The sequence below is a fragment of the Butyricimonas hominis genome, assembly GCF_014287455.1.
GTDB lineage: Bacteria > Bacteroidota > Bacteroidia > Bacteroidales > Marinifilaceae > Butyricimonas > Butyricimonas muris.
The window spans coordinates 306,528-325,312 of record NZ_JACOOH010000004.1 but is presented as its reverse complement, the minus strand read 5'-3'; the positions used below and the strand labels follow the sequence as shown (position 1 = coordinate 325,312).

The following is an 18,785-nucleotide window of genomic DNA, read 5'->3' as shown; positions in this document are numbered from 1 at the left end:
GGATTTTTATTTCTGAAACAACCTGATAGCCTCGGTCTTGTCTTTTTCCAATTGTTCCCGAAGCTCCTTTATATCTTCGAATTTTCGTTCTCCCCGAAGGCGGGTAATCAGTTTTATCGTGATAGTCCGGTTGTAGATATTTTGGTTGAAGTCGAAAATATGAACCTCGTGGGAAACGATGCCTTCTTTACTCACCGTCGGGCGTATCCCGATATTTAACATCCCATGGAAAACCTGTTCCCCGATGAAAACTTCTACGGCATAAACGCCTATCGCGGGGAGTAATTTTCTTTCTTCCGGGATTTGCACGTTTGCTGTTGGGAAACCTATTTCCCGCCCTAATTTGCGTCCGTCCACGACTTTCCCGGTAATGGAGTAGGGGTAACCGAGAAAACGGTTTACCGTGTTGATATCGCCAACTGCCAAAGCGTTTCGTATTTTCGTGGAACTGACATTCACGTCATTCTCCTCGAATACAACTTCCCGTTCCAGAAAGAAACCGTATTTCAAGGATAATTCCTGCAGGCTTTCGAAATTCCCCGCCCGATTCTTCCCGAACCGGTGGTCGTATCCCACGACAAGGCCTTTGATATGAATCTTGTCCACCAGAATATTTTTCACGAAATCTTGATAAGGTTGTTGGGAAAATTCGAGTGTGAATTTCAAGATAATCAAATGGTCTACCCCGTATTGTTCCAGTATGGCAATTTTCTCCTCGAGAGTTGTCAGTATACCCGGTTTCTTTTCCAGAGGATACAACACTTCCCGTGGGTGAGGTTCAAAACTGATAATAACGGACTCTCCGCCGATACGGTCAGCTTTCTCTTTCAAGTGTTGAATCACGCGGGCGTGTCCTAAATGCACTCCGTCAAAACTACCGATAGTGACAACCGGGTTCTTGATATTAATACCTTCGACTCCGTGGTGAACTTTCATTTCAAATGGGTTGAACAATTTGACGCGAAAGTAATATAAATAACCGAATAATGGAGTCTATAAAATTCATAAGGTTTATAAACTTTATGAACTTTATAAACCTTATGAACTTTATGAACCCGCTACTTTAGAAGCGATACTGTATCATCGTGTTGATACGACTTGCGTTACCGTAGTCTTTGTTGAAGTCGTTACGGCGTCCGAAGACATATTCAATACCGCATGAACCGTATTCGCTGAAATCCCAGAATAGATTGGCGGCGGCGTATTGAGCGTATTTGTATGAGGTGGTCGGCATGCCGAACCGTTCCTCTACACGGGCGTAACTGTACATGATGTTGGAAGAAAGCTCTTCATTCCATTTGTGAGAGAAACCTCCATAGGCTCCCCACGCGCAGGATGCTTTCAATTTTCCCTCGGCGGTGGCACTGGGTACGAGGTCAAGACCTATACCGGATATATCCTGTATATAATTGGAAATACCTTTACCGCAAACACCTTGGAAACAGAAAGACGTGCTTTCCGAGAACTGCCAGATTCCACTTAAAGAGGCGCCCCAGCCCGTTACGATTTGGTCTTTGTCCTTGATTTCATCCTTGTAATACATGTTTCTTAATACCGCTCCGGCTTGCAAGTGACTGCCGTTTTTGAAACTGTATCTCACGTTAAGCGGGATGTCGGGAATCCTTTGATGAATGTAATCCGTGAATTCTCCTTCCGTGTAAGACGGTTCCACGTATTCAAGGGCTAAAGAGGCTTGCCAATGCTCGTTGAAATCCCGCGTGTACCGGATTTGCGGTTGACGTAAGGCAACTTCACTGGTCGGGCCTTCCTCGTCGATTGTGGCAGGACCCGCGGAAATGTCACAGAAAGTACTCCATGTCTTACCAATAGTGAAGCCTCTGAATTTAATGAAAGCCTGTCTTAGGATAGGAGCGTTTTGTGAGCCTTCGAACTCCATTTCCATGTAAGTAACCAGTCTGCCGACTTCAGTATCGCCTACCAGTTTGAAAAATAACCGGGACTGTCCCACGTCGATTCCGTAACGTCCGCCGGATTGATGACCTTTCAGGGCGATAGAGTTCGTTTCGAAGTAATTGTCATTGGGAACTCCGTTAAAATCGTAAATCCCCTGCACCTGTACAAACCCTCCCACGCCGAATACGAAGTTTTTATCCTTGTTGAAAAACACAAATCTCGGGGAAGCGGGATCGTTAAAGGATAGCGGAAAAGCTTCTTTCATCATTTTGTAAAAGTTATCCGCATCATTTTTTGCCGACACGGAAGTCACGTTGACTTGCGCTCGTGCTCCCGTGTAGATTCCACAAGAGATAGCAATCAACAATAGCAATGTCAATTTTTTCATAGTGCTACAAATTAGTTGGTTAATTTAGTAACACTATATACGGGGGAGGATAGTAAAAGTTCAGGTAATTCAGTGATTTGACCTTACGACCTTATGGACTTTAAGACTTTATGGACTAGAGGGCGTGTTTTGACACGCCCTCATCGAATTATATTTTGACCTCTTTCAGGATTTCCCGCAAGTCGGTCTTCTTCTTCAAAATGTCATATAATTGGTCGATAGCCACGCGTTCCTGTTCCATCGTATCACGATAACGTATGGTCACGGCATTGTCTTCCAGTGTTTGATGGTCAACCGTGATACAGAACGGGGTTCCGATAGCATCCTGCCGACGGTAACGCTTACCGATAGAATCCTTTTCATCGTATTGGCATCTGAAATCAAGACGTAATAATTTCATGATTTCTTCCGCTTTCTCCGGTAGTCCGTCTTTTTTCACTAATGGCATAACGGCAAGTTTGACCGGTGCCAAGGCGGGCGGCAATTTCAACACGACACGCGCATCCTTTGAGCCGTCTTCTTTTACGATCTCCTCCTCCTTGTATGCGGCGGAAAGAATTTGCAGGAACATACGGTCTACCCCGATAGATGTTTCTACCACGTACGGCACGTATGACTCGTTCAACTCCGGATCAAAATATTGTATCTTTTTGCCGGAGAATTCTTGATGTCGTTTCAGGTCAAAGTCCGTGCGGGAATGGATACCTTCTACTTCCTTGAACCCGAACGGGAATTTATATTCGATGTCCGTGGCGGCATTCGCGTAGTGAGCCAATTTCTCGTGATCGTGGAAACGATAGTTTTCAGCCCCGAAGCCGAGAGCCTGATGCCAGCTCATGCGGGTTTCTTTCCATTTCTTGAACCACTCCAATTCCGAACCGGGACGTACAAAGAATTGCATCTCCATTTGCTCGAACTCGCGCATACGGAAAATAAATTGGCGAGCCACGATTTCGTTGCGGAACGCTTTACCGATTTGAGCGATACCGAAAGGAATCTTCATCCGTCCTGTTTTCTGAACATTCAGGAAGTTCACGAAAATACCCTGCGCGGTTTCCGGGCGCAGGTAAATCTTGCTGGCACCTTCTGCCGTGGAACCCATCTCGGTCGAGAACATCAAGTTGAACTGGCGTACTTCCGTCCAGTTGCAGGTACCGGATATAGGGCATACAATCTTGTTGTCGATGATAATCTGACGCACTTCCGTCAGGTCGTTATCGTTCAACGCCTTTGCCATTCTTGCCGTGAGTTCCTCTTTTTTTCGGATATTCTCCAGCACTTGGGGATTTGTTTGGCGATATAACGTTTCGTCGAATTTCTCCCCGAATCTTTTCTTGGCCTTTGCCACGTCTTTCTCGACCTTATCCTCGTATTTGGCGATATGGTCTTCGATCAACACGTCGGCACGATATCTCTTCTTGGAATCTTTATTGTCAATCAACGGATCGTTAAATGCATCCACGTGTCCGGAAGCCTTCCAGATGCTCGGGTGCATAAAAATAGCGGAATCCAGTCCCACGACATTCTCGTGCAGGAGTACCATGGAGTCCCACCAGTATTTCTTGATATTATTCTTCAATTCCACCCCGTACTGACCGTAATCGTACACGGCAGCCAACCCGTCATATATCTCTGATGACTGGAACACGTACCCGTATTCTTTACAGTGTGCTACCAGCTTCTTAAAAACATCCTCTTGTGCCATTTTAATTTTAGATTTATGATTTTAAATTTTAGATTCAGTTTGCGTTTGTAATCGTAAATCTGTAATCTGAAATCGTAGATTAATTGTCTACTCCAATTTCTTTTATCGCTTCGGTCACGTTAATAGCGTAATCTCCGATTTTTTCACATTCGAAGAATATGTCACTGTAAACGATACCTGTTGCGTAATTATATTTCTTCTCCTCGATAGCCGTCAAGTGTTCCTGTTGCAGGATAGTACGGTAATCATTGATCGTTTGCTCCACCTCGTAAGCTTTTTTTGCTTTTACCTCCTTGTATTCAATGGCAAGGTTGGCGCACATGACAACGAGAGCTTCGTCCACGATAGCCATCATGTGGCGTAATTTCTCGTCAAGAAAGTCGGGAAATTCTATATTCTGTTCATTTCGGCGACCGACAGCCTTTGCCACGTTCAACGAGGAATCCGCGATACTTTCAATTTCCGATACGATCTTGAACATGGCACGTACCCGTTGGGAGTTCTCCGTGGAGAGCTTCGACTCGGAAACCTTGGTCAGGTAATCGGCGATTTCCACTTCCACCACGTCGCTCTCGTCTTCCAGTTTGTCGATGCGGTTGAATTTCTTCTCGAACTCTTTTGTCGGCGTGTGCATGATTTCCACCACTTGGCGATACATGTCCAACGTGTTCTTGGCATAATGTGAAATCTCTTGTTTCGCTTGGAATAGAGAAGCGTCCGGGGTAGAAAGCAATCCGATTTTAATGTGTTTCAGCGTGAATGCATCGTCTGCCGATTCTTTTGATTTAATCATCCGGGTAACCAGCCGGGCAATCACTTTCGTGAACCAAATCAGTAAGAACACGTTAGCGACATTAAAACAAGTATGGAATAATGATAAGGCAACCGGCACGGAACCCACGTCCGTGAACGGGTTACCGATACCCAGACTTATACTGAGTTTTGCCACCCAACCAAGAAATATCGGGAATATGGCCAGTACCCATAATACCCCGAACACGTTAAACAGGAAATGCGCGAACGCGGCTCTTTTCGCTGTTGTGTTGGCAACCATGGCGGCAAGATTTGCCGTGATAGTGGTTCCTATGTTTTCACCCAACACCATGGATGCGGCGATATCAAACCCGATCCATCCGTTGGCACACATGACCAGCGTCAATGCCATCGTGGCGGAAGAAGATTGTATCAGTATCGTTAAGGCTGTTCCTATCAGCATAAACAAGATGTAGGAACCGTATCCCATGTCCGTGTAATTATGCAGGAAATCCAGAATTTCGGGATTCTCGTGTATGTTCGGCATATTCTCCTGCAAGAAGTTCAACCCGATAAACAAAAGACCGAAACCGATGATTAATTCACCCCAGCTCTTTCGCATCCGCTTTGCCGAGAACAGAAGCGGTAAACTCAGACCAATCAGGGGAAGCGACAGGCTTACCATGCTGACTTTGAAGCCGAGGATGGAAATCAACCATGCCGTGAACGTGGTTCCCACGTTAGCTCCCATGATAACCCCGATGGAACCGACAAGGTCAAGTAACCCGGCGTTCACGAAACTGACGACCATTACCGTGGTCGCTGACGAACTTTGAATGATTGTGGTAATTAGAAGACCGGTGATAACACCTTTCACGCGATTGGATGTCATTGCGGCGAGGATGGTTCTCATTTTGTTACCCGCTACCTTTTGCAAGGCCTCACTCATCATCTTCATTCCAAAGAGGAACACACCCAATGATCCGATCAATTGCAAGAAATCGAGAATCGTGTAATTCATAAACAGTTATTTGTAATAAATAGAATTTGCGACGTAAAGGTATAACAATCTAAATAAAAAAAGCCCCCATACGGGAGCTTTTTTTTATTTTAATTGTCGGTATTACATCATACCCGGCATCCCTCCACCCATCGGCGGCATAGCGGGTGCGGGATTTTCCTGTTTTTCCTCGACTAATACACATTCGGTCGTCAGGAACATTCCGGCGATAGAAGCGGCATTTTCCAAAGCTACGCGAGCCACTTTCTTCGGGTCGATTACCCCGGTCTTCATCAAGTGCTCGTAAACATCGGTACGCGCGTTGTAACCGAAATCTTTCTTACCTTCTCTTACTTTGTTCACAACCACGGCTCCCTCTACTCCGGCGTTAGCGGCAATTTGGCGAAGCGGTTCCTCGATAGCGCGTTTCACGATCTCGATACCGGTAGCTTCGTCTTCATTTTCGCCTTTCAACTTTTCAAGAGCGGGGATAGCGCGGATGTATGCGACTCCACCTCCGGGGATGATACCTTCCTCGATAGCGGCACGCGTTGCGCTCAAAGCATCGTCGATGCGGTCTTTCTTCTCTTTCATTTCGATTTCGGAAGCGGCACCCACGTAAAGAACGGCAACTCCTCCGGCTAATTTAGCCAATCTCTCTTGCAGTTTTTCTTTATCGTAATCAGAAGTAGAATGTTCGATCAATTTCTTGATTTGGTTTACACGTTCTGCGATAGCTTCTTTGGAACCGCAACCGTTCACGATAGTGGTGTTTTCTTTATCGATGGTTACTTTGTCGGCACATCCCAGCATGTCCAAAGTGGCAGTTTCCAACTTCAAACCTTTCTCCTCGGAGATCACAACACCGCCTGTCAAGATGGCAATGTCTTCCAGCATCTCTTTTCTGCGGTCACCGAATCCCGGGGCTTTCACTGCCGCTATCTTCAACGAACCTCTCAAGCGGTTTACAACCAAAGTAGCCAGCGCTTCGCTTTCCACGTCTTCAGCGATGATAATCAATGCACGTCCGGCTTGAGCGATAGGCTCAAGAACAGGTAACAATTCTTTCATCGTGGAAACTTTCTTATCATAAAGCAAGATGTACGGTTTCTCGAATTCAGCGTTCATCTTTTCCGTGTCGGTCACGAAATACGGGGAGATATATCCGCGGTCGAATTGCATACCTTCAACCACTTTCACTTCTGTTTCAGTTCCTTTGGCTTCTTCTACCGTGATAACACCTTCTTTCGTTACTCTTTCCATAGCCTCGGCAATCAAAGCACCGATATTGTCATCCCCGTTGGCAGAGATACGTGCCACTTGACGAATCTTATCGTAGTTTTCCCCTACTTCTTCTTTTTGGCTTTCCAAATTCTTCACCACTTCGGCAACGGCTTTGTCGATACCTCTCTTCAAATCCATCGGGTTAGCCCCGGCGGTAACGTTCTTCAATCCCACGTTGATGATGGATTGAGCCAAAATAGTAGCGGTAGTGGTACCGTCACCGGCATCGTCACCTGTTTTGGAAGCCACTTCTTTCACCATTTGAGCGCCGATGTTGGCGTACGGGTCAGATAATTCGATTTCTTTTGCCACGGAAACACCGTCTTTCGTGATATGCGGCGCACCGAATTTTTTCTCGATAACCACGTTACGTCCTTTGGGACCGAGTGTCACTTTTACAGCGTTTGCCAACTCGTCAACACCCTTCTTCAATAAATCGCGGGCTTCAACATTAAATTTTATCTCTTTTGCCATAACCTTTTTAATTTTAGATTTTAGATTTTAAATTGAAAATCGATAGTGTGTAATTCATTTTCAATTTTCAATTCTCCATTTTCAATTGTTATAGAACCACTAGAATGTCGGATTGATTCATGATCAAGTACTTCTTGTCGTCAATCGTGGCTTCCGTGCCTGAATATTTACCGAATAAAACGGTATCGCCTACCTTGATTTCCATCGGTTCGTCATGCTTTCCGTTTCCGGTTGCAACTACGACGCCTTTCTGTGGTTTTTCTTTTGCGGAATCAGGGATGATGATTCCTGAAGCAGTTTTAGTTTCAGCCTCTACCGGCTCTACAATAATTTTGTTAAGAACTGTCTTAAGTGCCATAATTCTTAATTTAAAAGTTTATTATTAATTGAAATTATCTCTATTTTTAAAATCAAATACGTCATTGACGGTACACATTCCGTGCCAAACAAAAAAATGTCAGTATGACTGACATACTGACATTTTTTTTGTTTATAATATAAAATATAGAATCTTCTAGTTATTCTTGGGTATCTCCGCTGTTGTCATCCACTGGAGTCGTGCTAACCGGTGCGCCGAAATCAGGAACACTTTGAGTCGGTGCCGATTGGTTCAATTGTTCTTGAATCGCCGATTGTTTCCCACCTTGTTGACCTCTCGGGATCACCATGGCAGCCACGATACATAAAACGAGCATAGCGCCGGCTAGTGTCCATGTTGCTTTTTCAAGGAAATCGGTTGTTTTTCTTACACCCATGATTTGATTTGAAGAAGCAAAGGTTGAAGATAAACCACCGCCTTTTGAGTTTTGCACCAATACGATCAATATTAATAAAGCGCAAACAATAAAGATCAAAATAGAAACAACTAAGTACATATTAATTCGTATTATTATTTAAGTTCTCTTTTATTTTTTCAATCTGACTCGCGAAGTAAACACTTTTTTCCGGATATTTCAAACTTAATTTCGAATAAGTTGCGATAGCCTTGTCATATAATTGCTGACGGATGTATATTTTAGCCAATGTTTCCGAGAAAAATTCTGTTGTCGAATCCGTGTCAGTTGCCGTGATCTCGGGGGAAGACGCGCTTTCGCCCGTGAATTTGGCGATAGAGGGTTCCGTTTCAATAAATTTCTCGATCAACGTGTCCCGTCGCTCCTCTTTTTGCTTCTTTTTGGTCAACCACTCGTTCGCGAGTTCGTCAAGTGATAACATTTTTTCTTCTGGAAATTCATTTTCCAGCTGGTAATACGGCATCGGTAAACGAGTTTTTTTCTCTTCTTCCCGATCTTCGAGAAGTTCAATGGCGACGGGTTCCTGCTGGTAAACTTGCTCGTGCGAAGTACTCTCAAGGGATAACAGGTTATTCAGGTAACGGTAGAATTGTTTGTGATCCGGGATGAAAATGGTGTTTTGACGTAATTTCTCCGGGTATGCCGGATGTCCCGTGTCATGTAACATTTTCAAGTACACGACACGTGCCGTGGAGAAATAAGGGTATTGCTCTATCAGTGATTCAACCTCCCCGATAAGCTCTCCTTCGTTACGTCCGGAACGTATAATATCTATTAATTCTTCCGTGTTCAAATTCTACCAGTTTACAAGTGCTTTATTAAACACGTCTTCGATAATCTTGTCCGTGATATTCTTTATTAATTCCGGTTCCGCCGCGTCGTAATTCACGTCTATCCCGTAATCCTCGTAATGCGAGAAACTACTGTCGAAATCGGATTTGCCTGTTTCGTCTTTCGTGTTCGTGTATTTCACCCGGATGGTGATCGTGAGGCGGTTCTGTGCTGCCACTTCATCCCGTTGGATATCCACCGGGCGTTGTGTGAAGCCCGTGATTTGTCCCTCGAACCGGATATCCCCGTTGTTGTCTGTCACTTCCGTCAGACTGGTGCGGTCCCTCAAGTATTTTTTCAATGCCTCCGTGAAATCAGAACCCAAGTTCGGTGCAAAAGGTGTTTTATTCGAAAAATAATCCACCGAGAAAGTCTTCTCCCCGTTGGTCAGAGATACTCCCGAGAAAGCGTATTTCACGCTTGACAACTTGCACCCGCTGAACGTCACGGCTAATAATAATATAGGTAAAATTCTTTTAATCATCTGATTCTTAATAATGAACTATGAGTAAATCTATCGTTTCGACAAAGATAATAAAATTAGAAACCACCTCTTGTTAATTTTAGATTTTAAATTTTATAGAATCTTGTTAAGTTCTTCTTCAACTTCTTCAATTGTTGGTAATTTACTTTTCAAGTTTTCAGGAAGTAGCTCCTTAACATTAAACTCACTAACTCCAATTGGTGAAGATATATTTTGCAAAGCATATTCAACTTCAATCCTATCCTTATCCCGACAAAGTAACATTCCAATAGTCGGGTTATCATATTCTCCTTTTAGCGAGTTATTGATTAGGTTTTGATAGAAGTTTAGCTGTCCCAAATGTTCCGGCTTGAAGTTTCCATTCTTAAGTTCTATAACGACATAAGCTTTTAAAGGAATATGATAGAATAGAAGGTCACAGAAGTATTCCTTGTTATTTAGATTCAAACAATATTGCTCTCCTACAAATGCAAATCCTTTACCTAATTCGAGAAGAAATTGGGTAATGTGAGTAACAAGCTGTTTTTCAATATCTCTTTCTCGTGCTTTTTGTGATACGGACACAAAATCAAACCAATATGGGTCTTTAACAACTTCTTGAGCCATATCTGCCGTTAGGGCTGGTAACGTCTGTGAAAAATTTGTCTGTCCTTGCCCGTAATGTTTGTAGAATTGTTGCTTGAATTGATTCTCCAAAACACTTCTGCTCCAATTATTAGACAGGATTTGGTGTGCGTAGAACAACGCTTCTTCTATGTTTTGGGCTTTGCTAATTATTACCTTTTGATGTCCCCAAGGTATGTTGAAGATAATGTCATAATTATTAGCTGCTTGTAATTGTCCCTCAGCTTGGGGGACAATTGGATTATTGGGCAAAATATGTATTTGTTCTGCATAGAACTCGTAGAAATTCTTACTATAATATAGATTCTGACGAGAAAAGCCTTGCATATCAGGAAACTCATTGCGTAAGTCTGCTGAAAGTTTGTTTATAACTTTGTCCCCCCAGTTCTGTTCTTTCAGTTTTAGAGAAATCATTTGTCCTAACTGCCAATAAAAGTGTATTAACTCTGTATTGGCTGTTTTTATCATTCGTATCTTCGTGGAACGAATTTGCTGTTTGATGGCTTTTAACCACTCTATATATTCGCTGTCTATCGCGTTAATAGAATCATCTTTCATGGGGGCATCTTCTCATTTTCAATTGTCAATATTATATTCCTTCAATTTCCTGTACAGCGTTCTTTCCGATATCCCCAAATCTTGTGCTGCCAGTTTTCGTTTGCCGTGGTTCTTTTCCAAAGCTTTGATAATCATTTCTTTCTCTTTCTCTTCAAGGGATAACGATTCTTCAATAACGGCTTCCGTGTCCTCTATATGTCTTTCCTTCTCTGCCGAGAAAGATTTTGGCGGTTGTGGGGCAAGAAACTCTGATTGAGGTGTTTCGTAAAGCTCGCGTAACACGATCGAGGTCGGGGGTTCCGGCTCCGGCGTGATATGCTCTTTTTGCATAATATCGTACACCAGATGTTTCAAATCATTCATATCCTTTTTCATGTCAAAAAGAATCTTGTACAAGATTTCCCGTTCATTGGCAAAACTATGGTCGCTTTCCGGGATGGATGTTAAAGCCGGAAGGCTATTGTTGTGTGCCGGAAGATACCCTTTTAACGTCAGGGCATCCACCGATCTCTCCTGCTCGAGGATAGAGATTTGTTCCGTGATATTTTTCAGTTCCCGTACGTTACCCGGCCAACGATAGTTTTCAAGCACTTGCACGGCATCTTCTGTCAGTCTTACCGGGGGCATCCGGTATTTCTCCGCGAAGTCGGCGGCAAATTTCCTGAAAAGCAAAGAAATATCTTCTTTTCTATCCCTTAAGGGAGGGATGGGAATAGGAATCGTGTTGATCCGGTAATACAAGTCTTCCCTGAATTTCCCGTTTTTCACCGCCGTCGGGAGATCCACGTTTGTGGCAGCTATCACTCGTACGTTTGTTTTTTGTACTTTGGACGAACCCACGCGGATAAATTCTCCGGTTTCCAGTACGCGCAGTAATTTCGCTTGCGTGGAAAGGGGTAATTCTCCTACCTCATCCAGAAAAATAGTTCCCCCGTTACTTACCTCGAAATATCCTTTCCGGTCGGCTAAAGCTCCGGTAAACGAACCTTTCTCGTGGCCGAATAACTCGGAATCAATCGTCCCTTCCGGGATTCCGCCACAATTGACGGCAATATATTGTTCATGCTTGCGGGTGCTGTAACTGTGAATAATTCGCGGGAATATTTCTTTTCCTACCCCACTTTCCCCGGAAATCAGTACCGTGAAGTCCGTGGGTGCTACTTGTACAGCTTTCTCTATCGCCCGGTTTAATTTCGCGTCATTACCGATAATTTCAAAACGTTGTTTGATATTCCTGATATCCTCCATATCCCATTTAAATCCATTAAACATGTAAGCATCTGCAAAAATAGCATATTTTGCTGACAAAATAGCATGTTGGCGAGAGTGTTTTAAATCGAATCTTTTTTTTGAATTATGTTCTACTCCAAGCGTATGTTAAATTCATAGTCATAGTTCGTGAAATGTCCGGAATGTTTGATTTTTGCGTTTGTCCCCAATACATAAAGATATAGTACTTGTACGTTACCATCTGTTTCCGGGGTCTTTACGCCAATAAGACGTACCCCGAAATTCATAACAAATTCTGATGCTAAATAAATATCATCAATGTATTTATCGTAGTTAGCGCTAAATCTGCCTATACTAAACGGTTGTTCTGTATTGTTATTCGTGGTTCTGTAACATTCGCTATAGGATGCGCTATTATTAGACCACCCTTTCGGTTCCCATGTTAGAATAAAACGAAAACGCTTACTCTTGAAAATACTATCGAGCGTTTTCGGTACATACACATCTCTAACATCTATTATAAGCCTAGAAGTCCCGGAAATTTCGTAATCAAATGCCCCTCGTGTTAGTGCTCTTGATAGAACACTGTCTTTTTGAAGTAGCGATTCATTGTTTTTGTAAAACTTATATAATTCAATAAATTCATTGTAACTTATAGTTATATAATTAATTGAATCTGGGGTTTTGATTGTCATTTTTTTTAAATCATCTTCCCCACCGATTGCAATAATTTCATTTTTAAATTTTTTGTAAGCCATGCTTTGTTTTTCGTCGGGACTATTAGGCGTGTTTTTTGAGCAAGCCATGAACAAACAAGACAACAAAATTACAAGTGAATGAATAATAGCTTTTTCCATGATACAGAAATTTAATGATAAAAAAGGAACTAAAAATCTATTACGCATAAAGATAAAAAATGATTTTTAAAAAAGCAAATATGTTACATACCTGTTTATCTTCTTTTTTTATTACATTTGTGGCAATAATTGAACGTTTTATTATGCTTTTCTTTTTTTGCTAACATTGGATTTACATGAAATGATAAATCTTTGATTATTAGCAGGATATTGAAAATATGAAAATGCGAAACAAGTAATTTAATAAATATCAACAAACGTTGGTTTTATGATAGAAGAACCACCTATAGATATCGGTCGTTTAATCGGGGGTGATGAGAATGTTTTTCAAGCTCTGTTTGTTGATTATTATCCGTCATTAATCTCATTTGCAATAAAATATGTTGAACGGGAAGAGGCTGCCCAAGATATTGTGCAGGACGTTTTCGTGAAGGTTTGGGAAACTCGCGAGAAATTGCGCGGTGTTGAAAATCTCTCCGCCTATCTCTATCAGATGGTACGTTTTAAATGCTTTAATCATTTGCGGGCGGAAAAGATTCGTCATGATGCGACCCGTTCATTTACGGAAGAAATGGATGTTGTCGAGATGAACGAGTATATAAAGGAGGAAACTTTCCGTATCGTGATGAGTATCGTTGAGGAACTTCCTCCCGGTAGTCGGAATGTCTTTTCACGCGCAATACAAGGTTATTCCGCCAAAGAAATCGCGGATGAACTGGGAATCACGATAGAAACGGTGAAGAAGCAGAAACAAAATGCCCGTCGGGTATTAAAAGAACGATTGGGTAATCTTTTCATGTTTTTCTGTTTATAAGGTATTTTTTGATATCTCGGGTAATGTCATCTTGTATTTTACAATGGGATGTCAAGGTCTTGTTCTATCCGTGACCTATATGAATCGGGTATGAATCCCGTATTAATTCCGGTTCACTTCCGCTTGAAATGTTATTAGTAAGTTTTTGATAAGCTATTAAAACGCTATTATAGTATAGGGTTTTAATAGCGTTTTAATAGGGAATTAATAGCGTTTTACACGGAAGTGAACCGGAATTGATACGGGATTATTCCTGTTTTCGTGCAGGTTATAGGTATGATACGGGTAGGTCATGGGCGTGATTTTTTTTTGAAGGCGGCATACCTCCTTTTTCTTTTTGAAGTGTCATACAAGTGTAAACGAGTTTAAATATGAAAAACGATAGAATACACGAGAAAATTCCCGGTTTGTTGGCAAAAGCCATCTCGGGCACGTTGAGTGAAGACGAGAGGGAGGCTTTGCAGGCATGGAGAGAGGCGGATGAGGCAAACGAGCGTCTTTACGGGGAAGTGGTGAATGCCGGGTATATAGAGCGTAAATGCCGGGAAACGGCACGGGTGGATGTCGTGGAGGGGTACATGGAAGTTCTGCGGAAGAGGAAACGTAATGTTCGGGTACGACGAATCCGGAGGATATCTACCGTGGCAGCCGGGATGTTGATACCGCTATGCACTGTTGTCTTCTGGTTGGGTAACGAAGAGAAGAAAGATGTCGTTCCGGAACAAGTGGCAGAAGTTATCCGACACGGGGAGGTGAAAGCGGAATTAATTCTGGCTGACGGGACCACCAAAATGTTGAGCACGAATGTTACGGATTCTTTGCTTTTGCAGCAAGGCGCGAATGTTGTCATTCGGGAACAGGGAGTCAGTTACGTGGGGGATTCTTCTGATGTAGAGGTACGGTATAATACGTTGCGGGTTCCCCGCGGCGGGGAGTATTCAATCACGTTGTGTGACGGTACGGTGGTGTATTTGAATTCCGAATCGGAATTACGTTATCCCGTGAAATTCGCGGGAGGAGAACGGAGGGTTTACCTGTCCGGGGAGGCCTATTTCGAGGTGACGACTGACGGGGAACACCCGTTTGTCGTGGATTTGAAAACTTCTGCCGTGAAAGTCTTGGGTACCGGGTTTGACGTTCGGGCGTACAAAGACGAGGGGGAGATATTGACAACCTTGGTACATGGTTCCGTGGCGTTCTCTGTTGGGAAGGAATCTGTCGTGTTGAAGCCGGGAGAACAGGCCGTACTGGATAAATCGGGTGAGTTGGAGACGCGGGAGGTGGATACTTATTTGTACACGGCGTGGAAGGAGGGCGTGTTTGCTTTCAAGCAACAACGGTTGGAGGAGATTATGAATATTGTTTCCCGTTGGTATAACGTGAACATTTTTTGGGAGAATGCTTCTCAAAAAGAAGTTACTTTTACCGGAAAAATGCGTCGTTATGACGACTTTTCTAAAGTCGTGGAGATGTTGGAAATGACGGGGAACACGGAATTCGAGATTAAGGGGAATAATATTTTTATCCGGGAAAAATAAAAAAATGATATTTGACATACCTCCTTTTTCTTTTTGAAGTGTCATGGAGGTGTAGAACGATTGGAAAAAAGAGTTTACAGAGAGAAATAAAAAAGACGGGATATTGGCCGTATCCCGCCTTTTGAAACCGGACGAACCGGAAATTGTTTCATTAAACGTTTACAAATGTATGAAAAAAAATGAAATGCATGACCTTTCCTGGCGTGAAAGGTTGCTAAAAACATGCTTGATTATGAAATTTGTAGTCTTACTTCTGTTTGTATCGACGCTGCATTTGTCAGCGAGTGTTTATAGCCAAGAGGCTAGAGTGACGATTCATTTACAGGATGCATCCTTCGAGGATGTGGTGAAAGTGTTGGAAAATTCAACGAATTTTACTTTCTTGTATAGAGATCATCAAGTGGCACAAATCAAAAACTTGAATTTGCAGTACACGGAAGCTGATATCAAGGTGGTTCTGGACGCTTGTTTGAAAGGCTCCGGGTTGATGTATCGTTTGGTAGACAACACGATTGTGATTCAACCGGTGTACACGGCGGTTACGGATTCAATTGCCAAGATTACCGTGAAGGGAATCGTGAAAGACGAGAAAGGGGAAATTTTACCGGGGGTGACAATCCGCGTGAAAGGAACAACTATCGGTTTTGTGACGAATGCCAAGGGGGAGTTCGATTTTGATTTGCCGAAGCGGGATAGTCTGGAATTGATCTTCTCTTTCGTGGGATTTAAACGGCACAATGTGTTCGTGAAGGACGGGATGAAGCCGTTGACGGTGGTGATGAAAGAAGATTTGCAGACGGTGGATGAAGTGGTGGTGACAGGTATTTTTAATAAGCCGAAGGAGAGTTTCACCGGTGCTGTGACTTCCGTGTCGAAGGAAGAGTTTCGAGCGACTTACTCGAGAAATTTAGTGCAAACATTGTCTATTTTAGACCCGAGTATACGAATTTTGCAAAATAATAACGCGGGTTCGAACCCGAACGCTTTGCCGGAAATTCAGTTGCGGGGACCTGCCACGCTGGTAGATATCCGGGACGTGCAGAGTAGTTCCCGTGCCGAGTTGAATTTGCCGTTGTTTATCTTGGATGGTTTCGAGGTTTCTTTGCAGCGCGTGATGGACTTGAACGATGATGACGTGGAGAATATTACGGTGTTGAAGGATGCCAGTGCGACGGCACTTTACGGTTCGCGCGGGGCGAACGGGGTGATCGTGATTACTTCGGCGAAGCCGATACCGGGGAAGGTCACGGTGAAATACCGGGGATCGTTGCGGTTGGAGCTCGTGGATTTGAGTACTTACGATCGTCTGAGTGGCAGGGAAAAGTTGGAATTGGAAGAGAAGATCGGCGTTTGGGATGATTACAAGGAAACGGACGCTTACAAGGGAATCCGGGCGGCCGTGGATAACGGGGAGAATTACGATTGGTTGAAGGTGCCGACGCGGAATGGCGTGGGGCAAAATCACGTGCTGACGATCATGGGGGGCGACGAGATTTGGAAGTTTGCGGCCAGTTTGTCGTATGATGAGAAAATAGGTGTCATGAAAGGTTCGGAGCGTAATAATTTTAACGGGTCGTTGCATATCACGTACACTTCGGATAAGTTTACGGTGGACGAGGTGCTTTCTGTCGGGGTAAACACGAATTCGGATTCTCCTTATGGGTCGTTCTCCGAATATGCGCAGATGAACCGGTATTGGAATCCGTACAACGAGGACGGCACGCCGGTGTACGATTATAGTCATCCTTTAAAGATGAGTAGCGACGGACTTGGTGTGCAAAACCCGATATACGACGCCAGTGTGGGGCGTTGGAATAAGGCTGAGTACACGAATATCCGGAACACGTTTTCGTTACGCTATAATTTCAAGGAGAATTTTTATTTGGTTGGTTCCTTGGGGTTGACCCGTCAATTGGACACGAGGAATACTTATACGCCTCCTTCTCACGAGTCGTTCGCTGGAAAGGAAATCGACCAAAAGGGGTCGAATTACCGTATGGACAAGAAAGACGATCGTTGGCAGGTGCGTTTAGGGGTTGATTACACGAATACTTTCGCGGAGAAGCATATGGTGACGCTTAATCTCTCCGGGGAGATGGAAGAGAGGAAGTCGGATGCCGTGAATTGGGCGGCTGTCGGTTTTATGAATGATGCCGTGAGTCATCCTTCCATGGCGTTGAGTTACCCGGCAGAAGGTATGCCCGGCGGGAGCGAAACGACGACTCGCCGTATCGGGTTGCTTTTCTCCGGTAACTATTATTATGATATGCGCTTTTTCTTGGATGCCAGTATTCGGGTCGACGGGTCTTCTTCTTTTGGTAAAGAGAGTCGTTACGCGCCTTTCTTTTCCGTGGGTGGCGGTTGGACGGTGACTAACGAGCGGTTTATGTACGGGTGTTCGAACGTGATTAATAATCTGAAGCTCCGCGGTTCTTACGGGGTGTCCGGTAACATGGGATTTTCCCCGGAGGAGGCGTTGGCAACGTATAAGTTGGAAACGAATGTTTCGTATTTATCCGGGATGGGGGCTTATTTGCAGACGTTCGGGAATCCGGAATTGAAGTGGCAGAATACGCACCAGTGGAACGTGGGCGTGGATTTGGGGTTGTGGAATGACTTGTTGCAATTCCAGTTAAATTATTATACCAAGAGGACGAATAACACGGTGTCGGAGATGATGTTGCCTATTTCTCACGGGGTGGAAATGTGTAAGGCGAATATCGGGGTGATTCGTAACGAGGGGTACGAGTTGAACGTGACGGCGAATATTATTCGGGATTTGGAGCGCGAGTTCACGTGGAACGTGACGGGGCGTTTTTCCCGTAATATCAACACGGTGGTTAAATTGTCGGATACTTATAGAGAGGCTCAATTGCAGTACGATAACCAGAAGATGAGCGGGCATGAAACTTTTTACAAGTATCAGGAGGGGCGTTCGATGGACGCGATATACGGGTTGCGTACGATTGGTGTGGATCCGTTGACCGGGAAGCGGTTATATTTGACGCACGACGGGCAGGTGACATTGCGCCAGAGGATGGTGGATATGGTGTATCTCGGGGAGAGTCAACCCAAGGTGAACGGGACGATTTCCACGTCATTGCTTTACAAGGGTATCACGTTGAACGTGGGGTTCGCGGTTCGCTTGGGAGGAAAACAGTTTAACTCGACTTTGTTGGCGAGAACGGAGAACGCGGATTTCCTTTATAATCTTGACCGGCGAATCCTGAACGGTTGTTGGGAAAAACCCGGGGATTACGCGTTGTTCACGAAAATGGACCCGAGTCCTTATCGGGATTACACGAACGTGTGTGATATGTTCGTGCAGCGGGATAACGTGTTGCAATGCACGAATATCAATGTCGGTTACCAGTTCCCGAAGGTTTTCACGAAGAAGTACTTGGGGATGGAGTCTTTGACCGTTAGCGCTAATTTGTCGGATATATTTTATATCTCGACGATTAAGCGGGAAAGGGGTATCGATTACCCGTTCTCCCGGAACCCGAATTTTTCAATTTCTTGTTCTTTCTAATTTTA

At 43.8% G+C, this 18,785-nt stretch carries 15 protein-coding genes; 3 read left to right on the top strand and 12 right to left on the bottom strand.

Features of this window, described 5'->3' with window-relative positions; all coding sequences use genetic code 11:
* Positions 1-6: 6 nt before the first annotated feature.
* From H8S64_RS10475 to H8S64_RS10420, 12 genes are all read right to left on the bottom strand, one after another.
* Entirely contained in the window at positions 7-936 is a 930-nt protein-coding gene (locus H8S64_RS10475) for a bifunctional riboflavin kinase/FAD synthetase (protein ID WP_186976016.1), read from the bottom strand.
* Positions 937-1,063: 127 nt separating this feature from the next.
* The gene (locus tag H8S64_RS10470) at positions 1,064-2,302 is read right to left on the bottom strand and encodes a DcaP family trimeric outer membrane transporter (protein ID WP_186976015.1); all 1,239 of its coding nucleotides are present in this window, start codon (positions 2,300-2,302) and stop codon (positions 1,064-1,066) included.
* A gap of 148 nt (positions 2,303-2,450) precedes the next feature.
* A complete protein-coding gene (locus tag H8S64_RS10465) occupies positions 2,451-4,007 on the bottom strand; it encodes a glycine--tRNA ligase (protein ID WP_186976014.1) in 1,557 nt (518 codons plus the stop codon).
* Between the two features lie 79 nt (positions 4,008-4,086).
* A complete protein-coding gene (locus H8S64_RS10460) occupies positions 4,087-5,781 on the bottom strand; it encodes a Na/Pi cotransporter family protein (protein ID WP_186976013.1) in 1,695 nt (564 codons plus the stop codon).
* Positions 5,782-5,883: 102 nt separating this feature from the next.
* Positions 5,884-7,518 carry a chaperonin GroEL gene (gene groL, locus H8S64_RS10455; protein ID WP_186976012.1) on the bottom strand — a complete coding sequence of 545 codons (1,635 nt, stop codon included), beginning with the start codon at positions 7,516-7,518 and terminating at the stop codon, positions 5,884-5,886.
* 88 nt (positions 7,519-7,606) lie between these two features.
* Positions 7,607-7,876, bottom strand: a complete 270-nt coding sequence (locus H8S64_RS10450) for a co-chaperone GroES (protein WP_099291574.1) — start codon at positions 7,874-7,876, stop codon at positions 7,607-7,609.
* 160 nt (positions 7,877-8,036) lie between these two features.
* Positions 8,037-8,393: a preprotein translocase subunit SecG gene (secG, locus tag H8S64_RS10445; protein WP_099291575.1), complete on the bottom strand. Its 357-nt coding sequence runs from the start codon at positions 8,391-8,393 to the stop codon at positions 8,037-8,039.
* A gap of 1 nt (position 8,394) precedes the next feature.
* Complete coding sequence (locus H8S64_RS10440) at positions 8,395-9,105, bottom strand: DUF8458 domain-containing protein (RefSeq protein WP_186976011.1); 711 nt, start codon at positions 9,103-9,105, stop codon at positions 8,395-8,397.
* Between the two features lie 3 nt (positions 9,106-9,108).
* A complete protein-coding gene (locus H8S64_RS10435; RefSeq protein WP_099291577.1) occupies positions 9,109-9,627 on the bottom strand; it encodes an LptE family protein in 519 nt (172 codons plus the stop codon).
* Positions 9,628-9,720: 93 nt separating this feature from the next.
* On the bottom strand, positions 9,721-10,809 hold the full coding sequence (locus H8S64_RS10430) for a PDDEXK nuclease domain-containing protein (protein ID WP_186976010.1): 1,089 nt from the start codon (positions 10,807-10,809) through the stop codon (positions 9,721-9,723).
* Positions 10,810-10,827: 18 nt separating this feature from the next.
* Positions 10,828-12,057, bottom strand: a complete 1,230-nt coding sequence (locus H8S64_RS10425) for a sigma-54 interaction domain-containing protein (RefSeq protein WP_099291578.1) — start codon at positions 12,055-12,057, stop codon at positions 10,828-10,830.
* Positions 12,058-12,170: 113 nt separating this feature from the next.
* On the bottom strand, positions 12,171-12,896 hold the full coding sequence (locus H8S64_RS10420; protein ID WP_186976009.1) for a hypothetical protein: 726 nt from the start codon (positions 12,894-12,896) through the stop codon (positions 12,171-12,173).
* A gap of 268 nt (positions 12,897-13,164) precedes the next feature.
* Here H8S64_RS10420 and H8S64_RS10415 point away from each other — a divergent pair, with 268 nt between their 5' ends.
* The 3 genes from H8S64_RS10415 (at position 13,165) to H8S64_RS10405 (ending at position 18,780) form a co-directional block, all read left to right on the top strand.
* Positions 13,165-13,710, top strand: a complete 546-nt coding sequence (locus H8S64_RS10415) for an RNA polymerase sigma-70 factor (protein ID WP_186976008.1) — start codon at positions 13,165-13,167, stop codon at positions 13,708-13,710.
* Positions 13,711-14,081: 371 nt separating this feature from the next.
* Positions 14,082-15,248, top strand: coding sequence for a FecR family protein (locus H8S64_RS10410; protein WP_186976007.1), 1,167 nt, complete (start codon positions 14,082-14,084; stop codon positions 15,246-15,248).
* Between the two features lie 232 nt (positions 15,249-15,480).
* Complete coding sequence (locus H8S64_RS10405) at positions 15,481-18,780, top strand: SusC/RagA family TonB-linked outer membrane protein (protein WP_255469505.1); 3,300 nt, start codon at positions 15,481-15,483, stop codon at positions 18,778-18,780.
* Positions 18,781-18,785: the final 5 nt, after the last annotated feature.

Excerpts from the sequence above, each read along its gene's own strand:
- H8S64_RS10475 (WP_186976016.1), bottom strand. The coding sequence starts at position 936 with ATGAAAGTTCACCACGGAGTCGAAGGTATTAATATCAAGAACCCGGTT.
- H8S64_RS10470 (WP_186976015.1), bottom strand. The coding sequence starts at position 2,302 with ATGAAAAAATTGACATTGCTATTGTTGATTGCTATCTCTTGTGGAATC.
- H8S64_RS10465 (WP_186976014.1), bottom strand. The coding sequence starts at position 4,007 with ATGGCACAAGAGGATGTTTTTAAGAAGCTGGTAGCACACTGTAAAGAA.
- H8S64_RS10460 (WP_186976013.1), bottom strand. The coding sequence starts at position 5,781 with ATGAATTACACGATTCTCGATTTCTTGCAATTGATCGGATCATTGGGT.
- groL (WP_186976012.1), bottom strand. The coding sequence starts at position 7,518 with ATGGCAAAAGAGATAAAATTTAATGTTGAAGCCCGCGATTTATTGAAG.
- H8S64_RS10450 (WP_099291574.1), bottom strand. The coding sequence starts at position 7,876 with ATGGCACTTAAGACAGTTCTTAACAAAATTATTGTAGAGCCGGTAGAG.
- secG (WP_099291575.1), bottom strand. The coding sequence starts at position 8,393 with ATGTACTTAGTTGTTTCTATTTTGATCTTTATTGTTTGCGCTTTATTA.
- H8S64_RS10435 (WP_099291577.1), bottom strand. The coding sequence starts at position 9,627 with ATGATTAAAAGAATTTTACCTATATTATTATTAGCCGTGACGTTCAGC.
- H8S64_RS10430 (WP_186976010.1), bottom strand. The coding sequence starts at position 10,809 with ATGAAAGATGATTCTATTAACGCGATAGACAGCGAATATATAGAGTGG.
- H8S64_RS10425 (WP_099291578.1), bottom strand. The coding sequence starts at position 12,057 with ATGGAGGATATCAGGAATATCAAACAACGTTTTGAAATTATCGGTAAT.
- H8S64_RS10420 (WP_186976009.1), bottom strand. The coding sequence starts at position 12,896 with ATGGAAAAAGCTATTATTCATTCACTTGTAATTTTGTTGTCTTGTTTG.
- H8S64_RS10415 (WP_186976008.1), top strand. The coding sequence starts at position 13,165 with ATGATAGAAGAACCACCTATAGATATCGGTCGTTTAATCGGGGGTGAT.
- H8S64_RS10410 (WP_186976007.1), top strand. The coding sequence starts at position 14,082 with ATGAAAAACGATAGAATACACGAGAAAATTCCCGGTTTGTTGGCAAAA.
- H8S64_RS10405 (WP_255469505.1), top strand. The coding sequence starts at position 15,481 with ATGAAATTTGTAGTCTTACTTCTGTTTGTATCGACGCTGCATTTGTCA.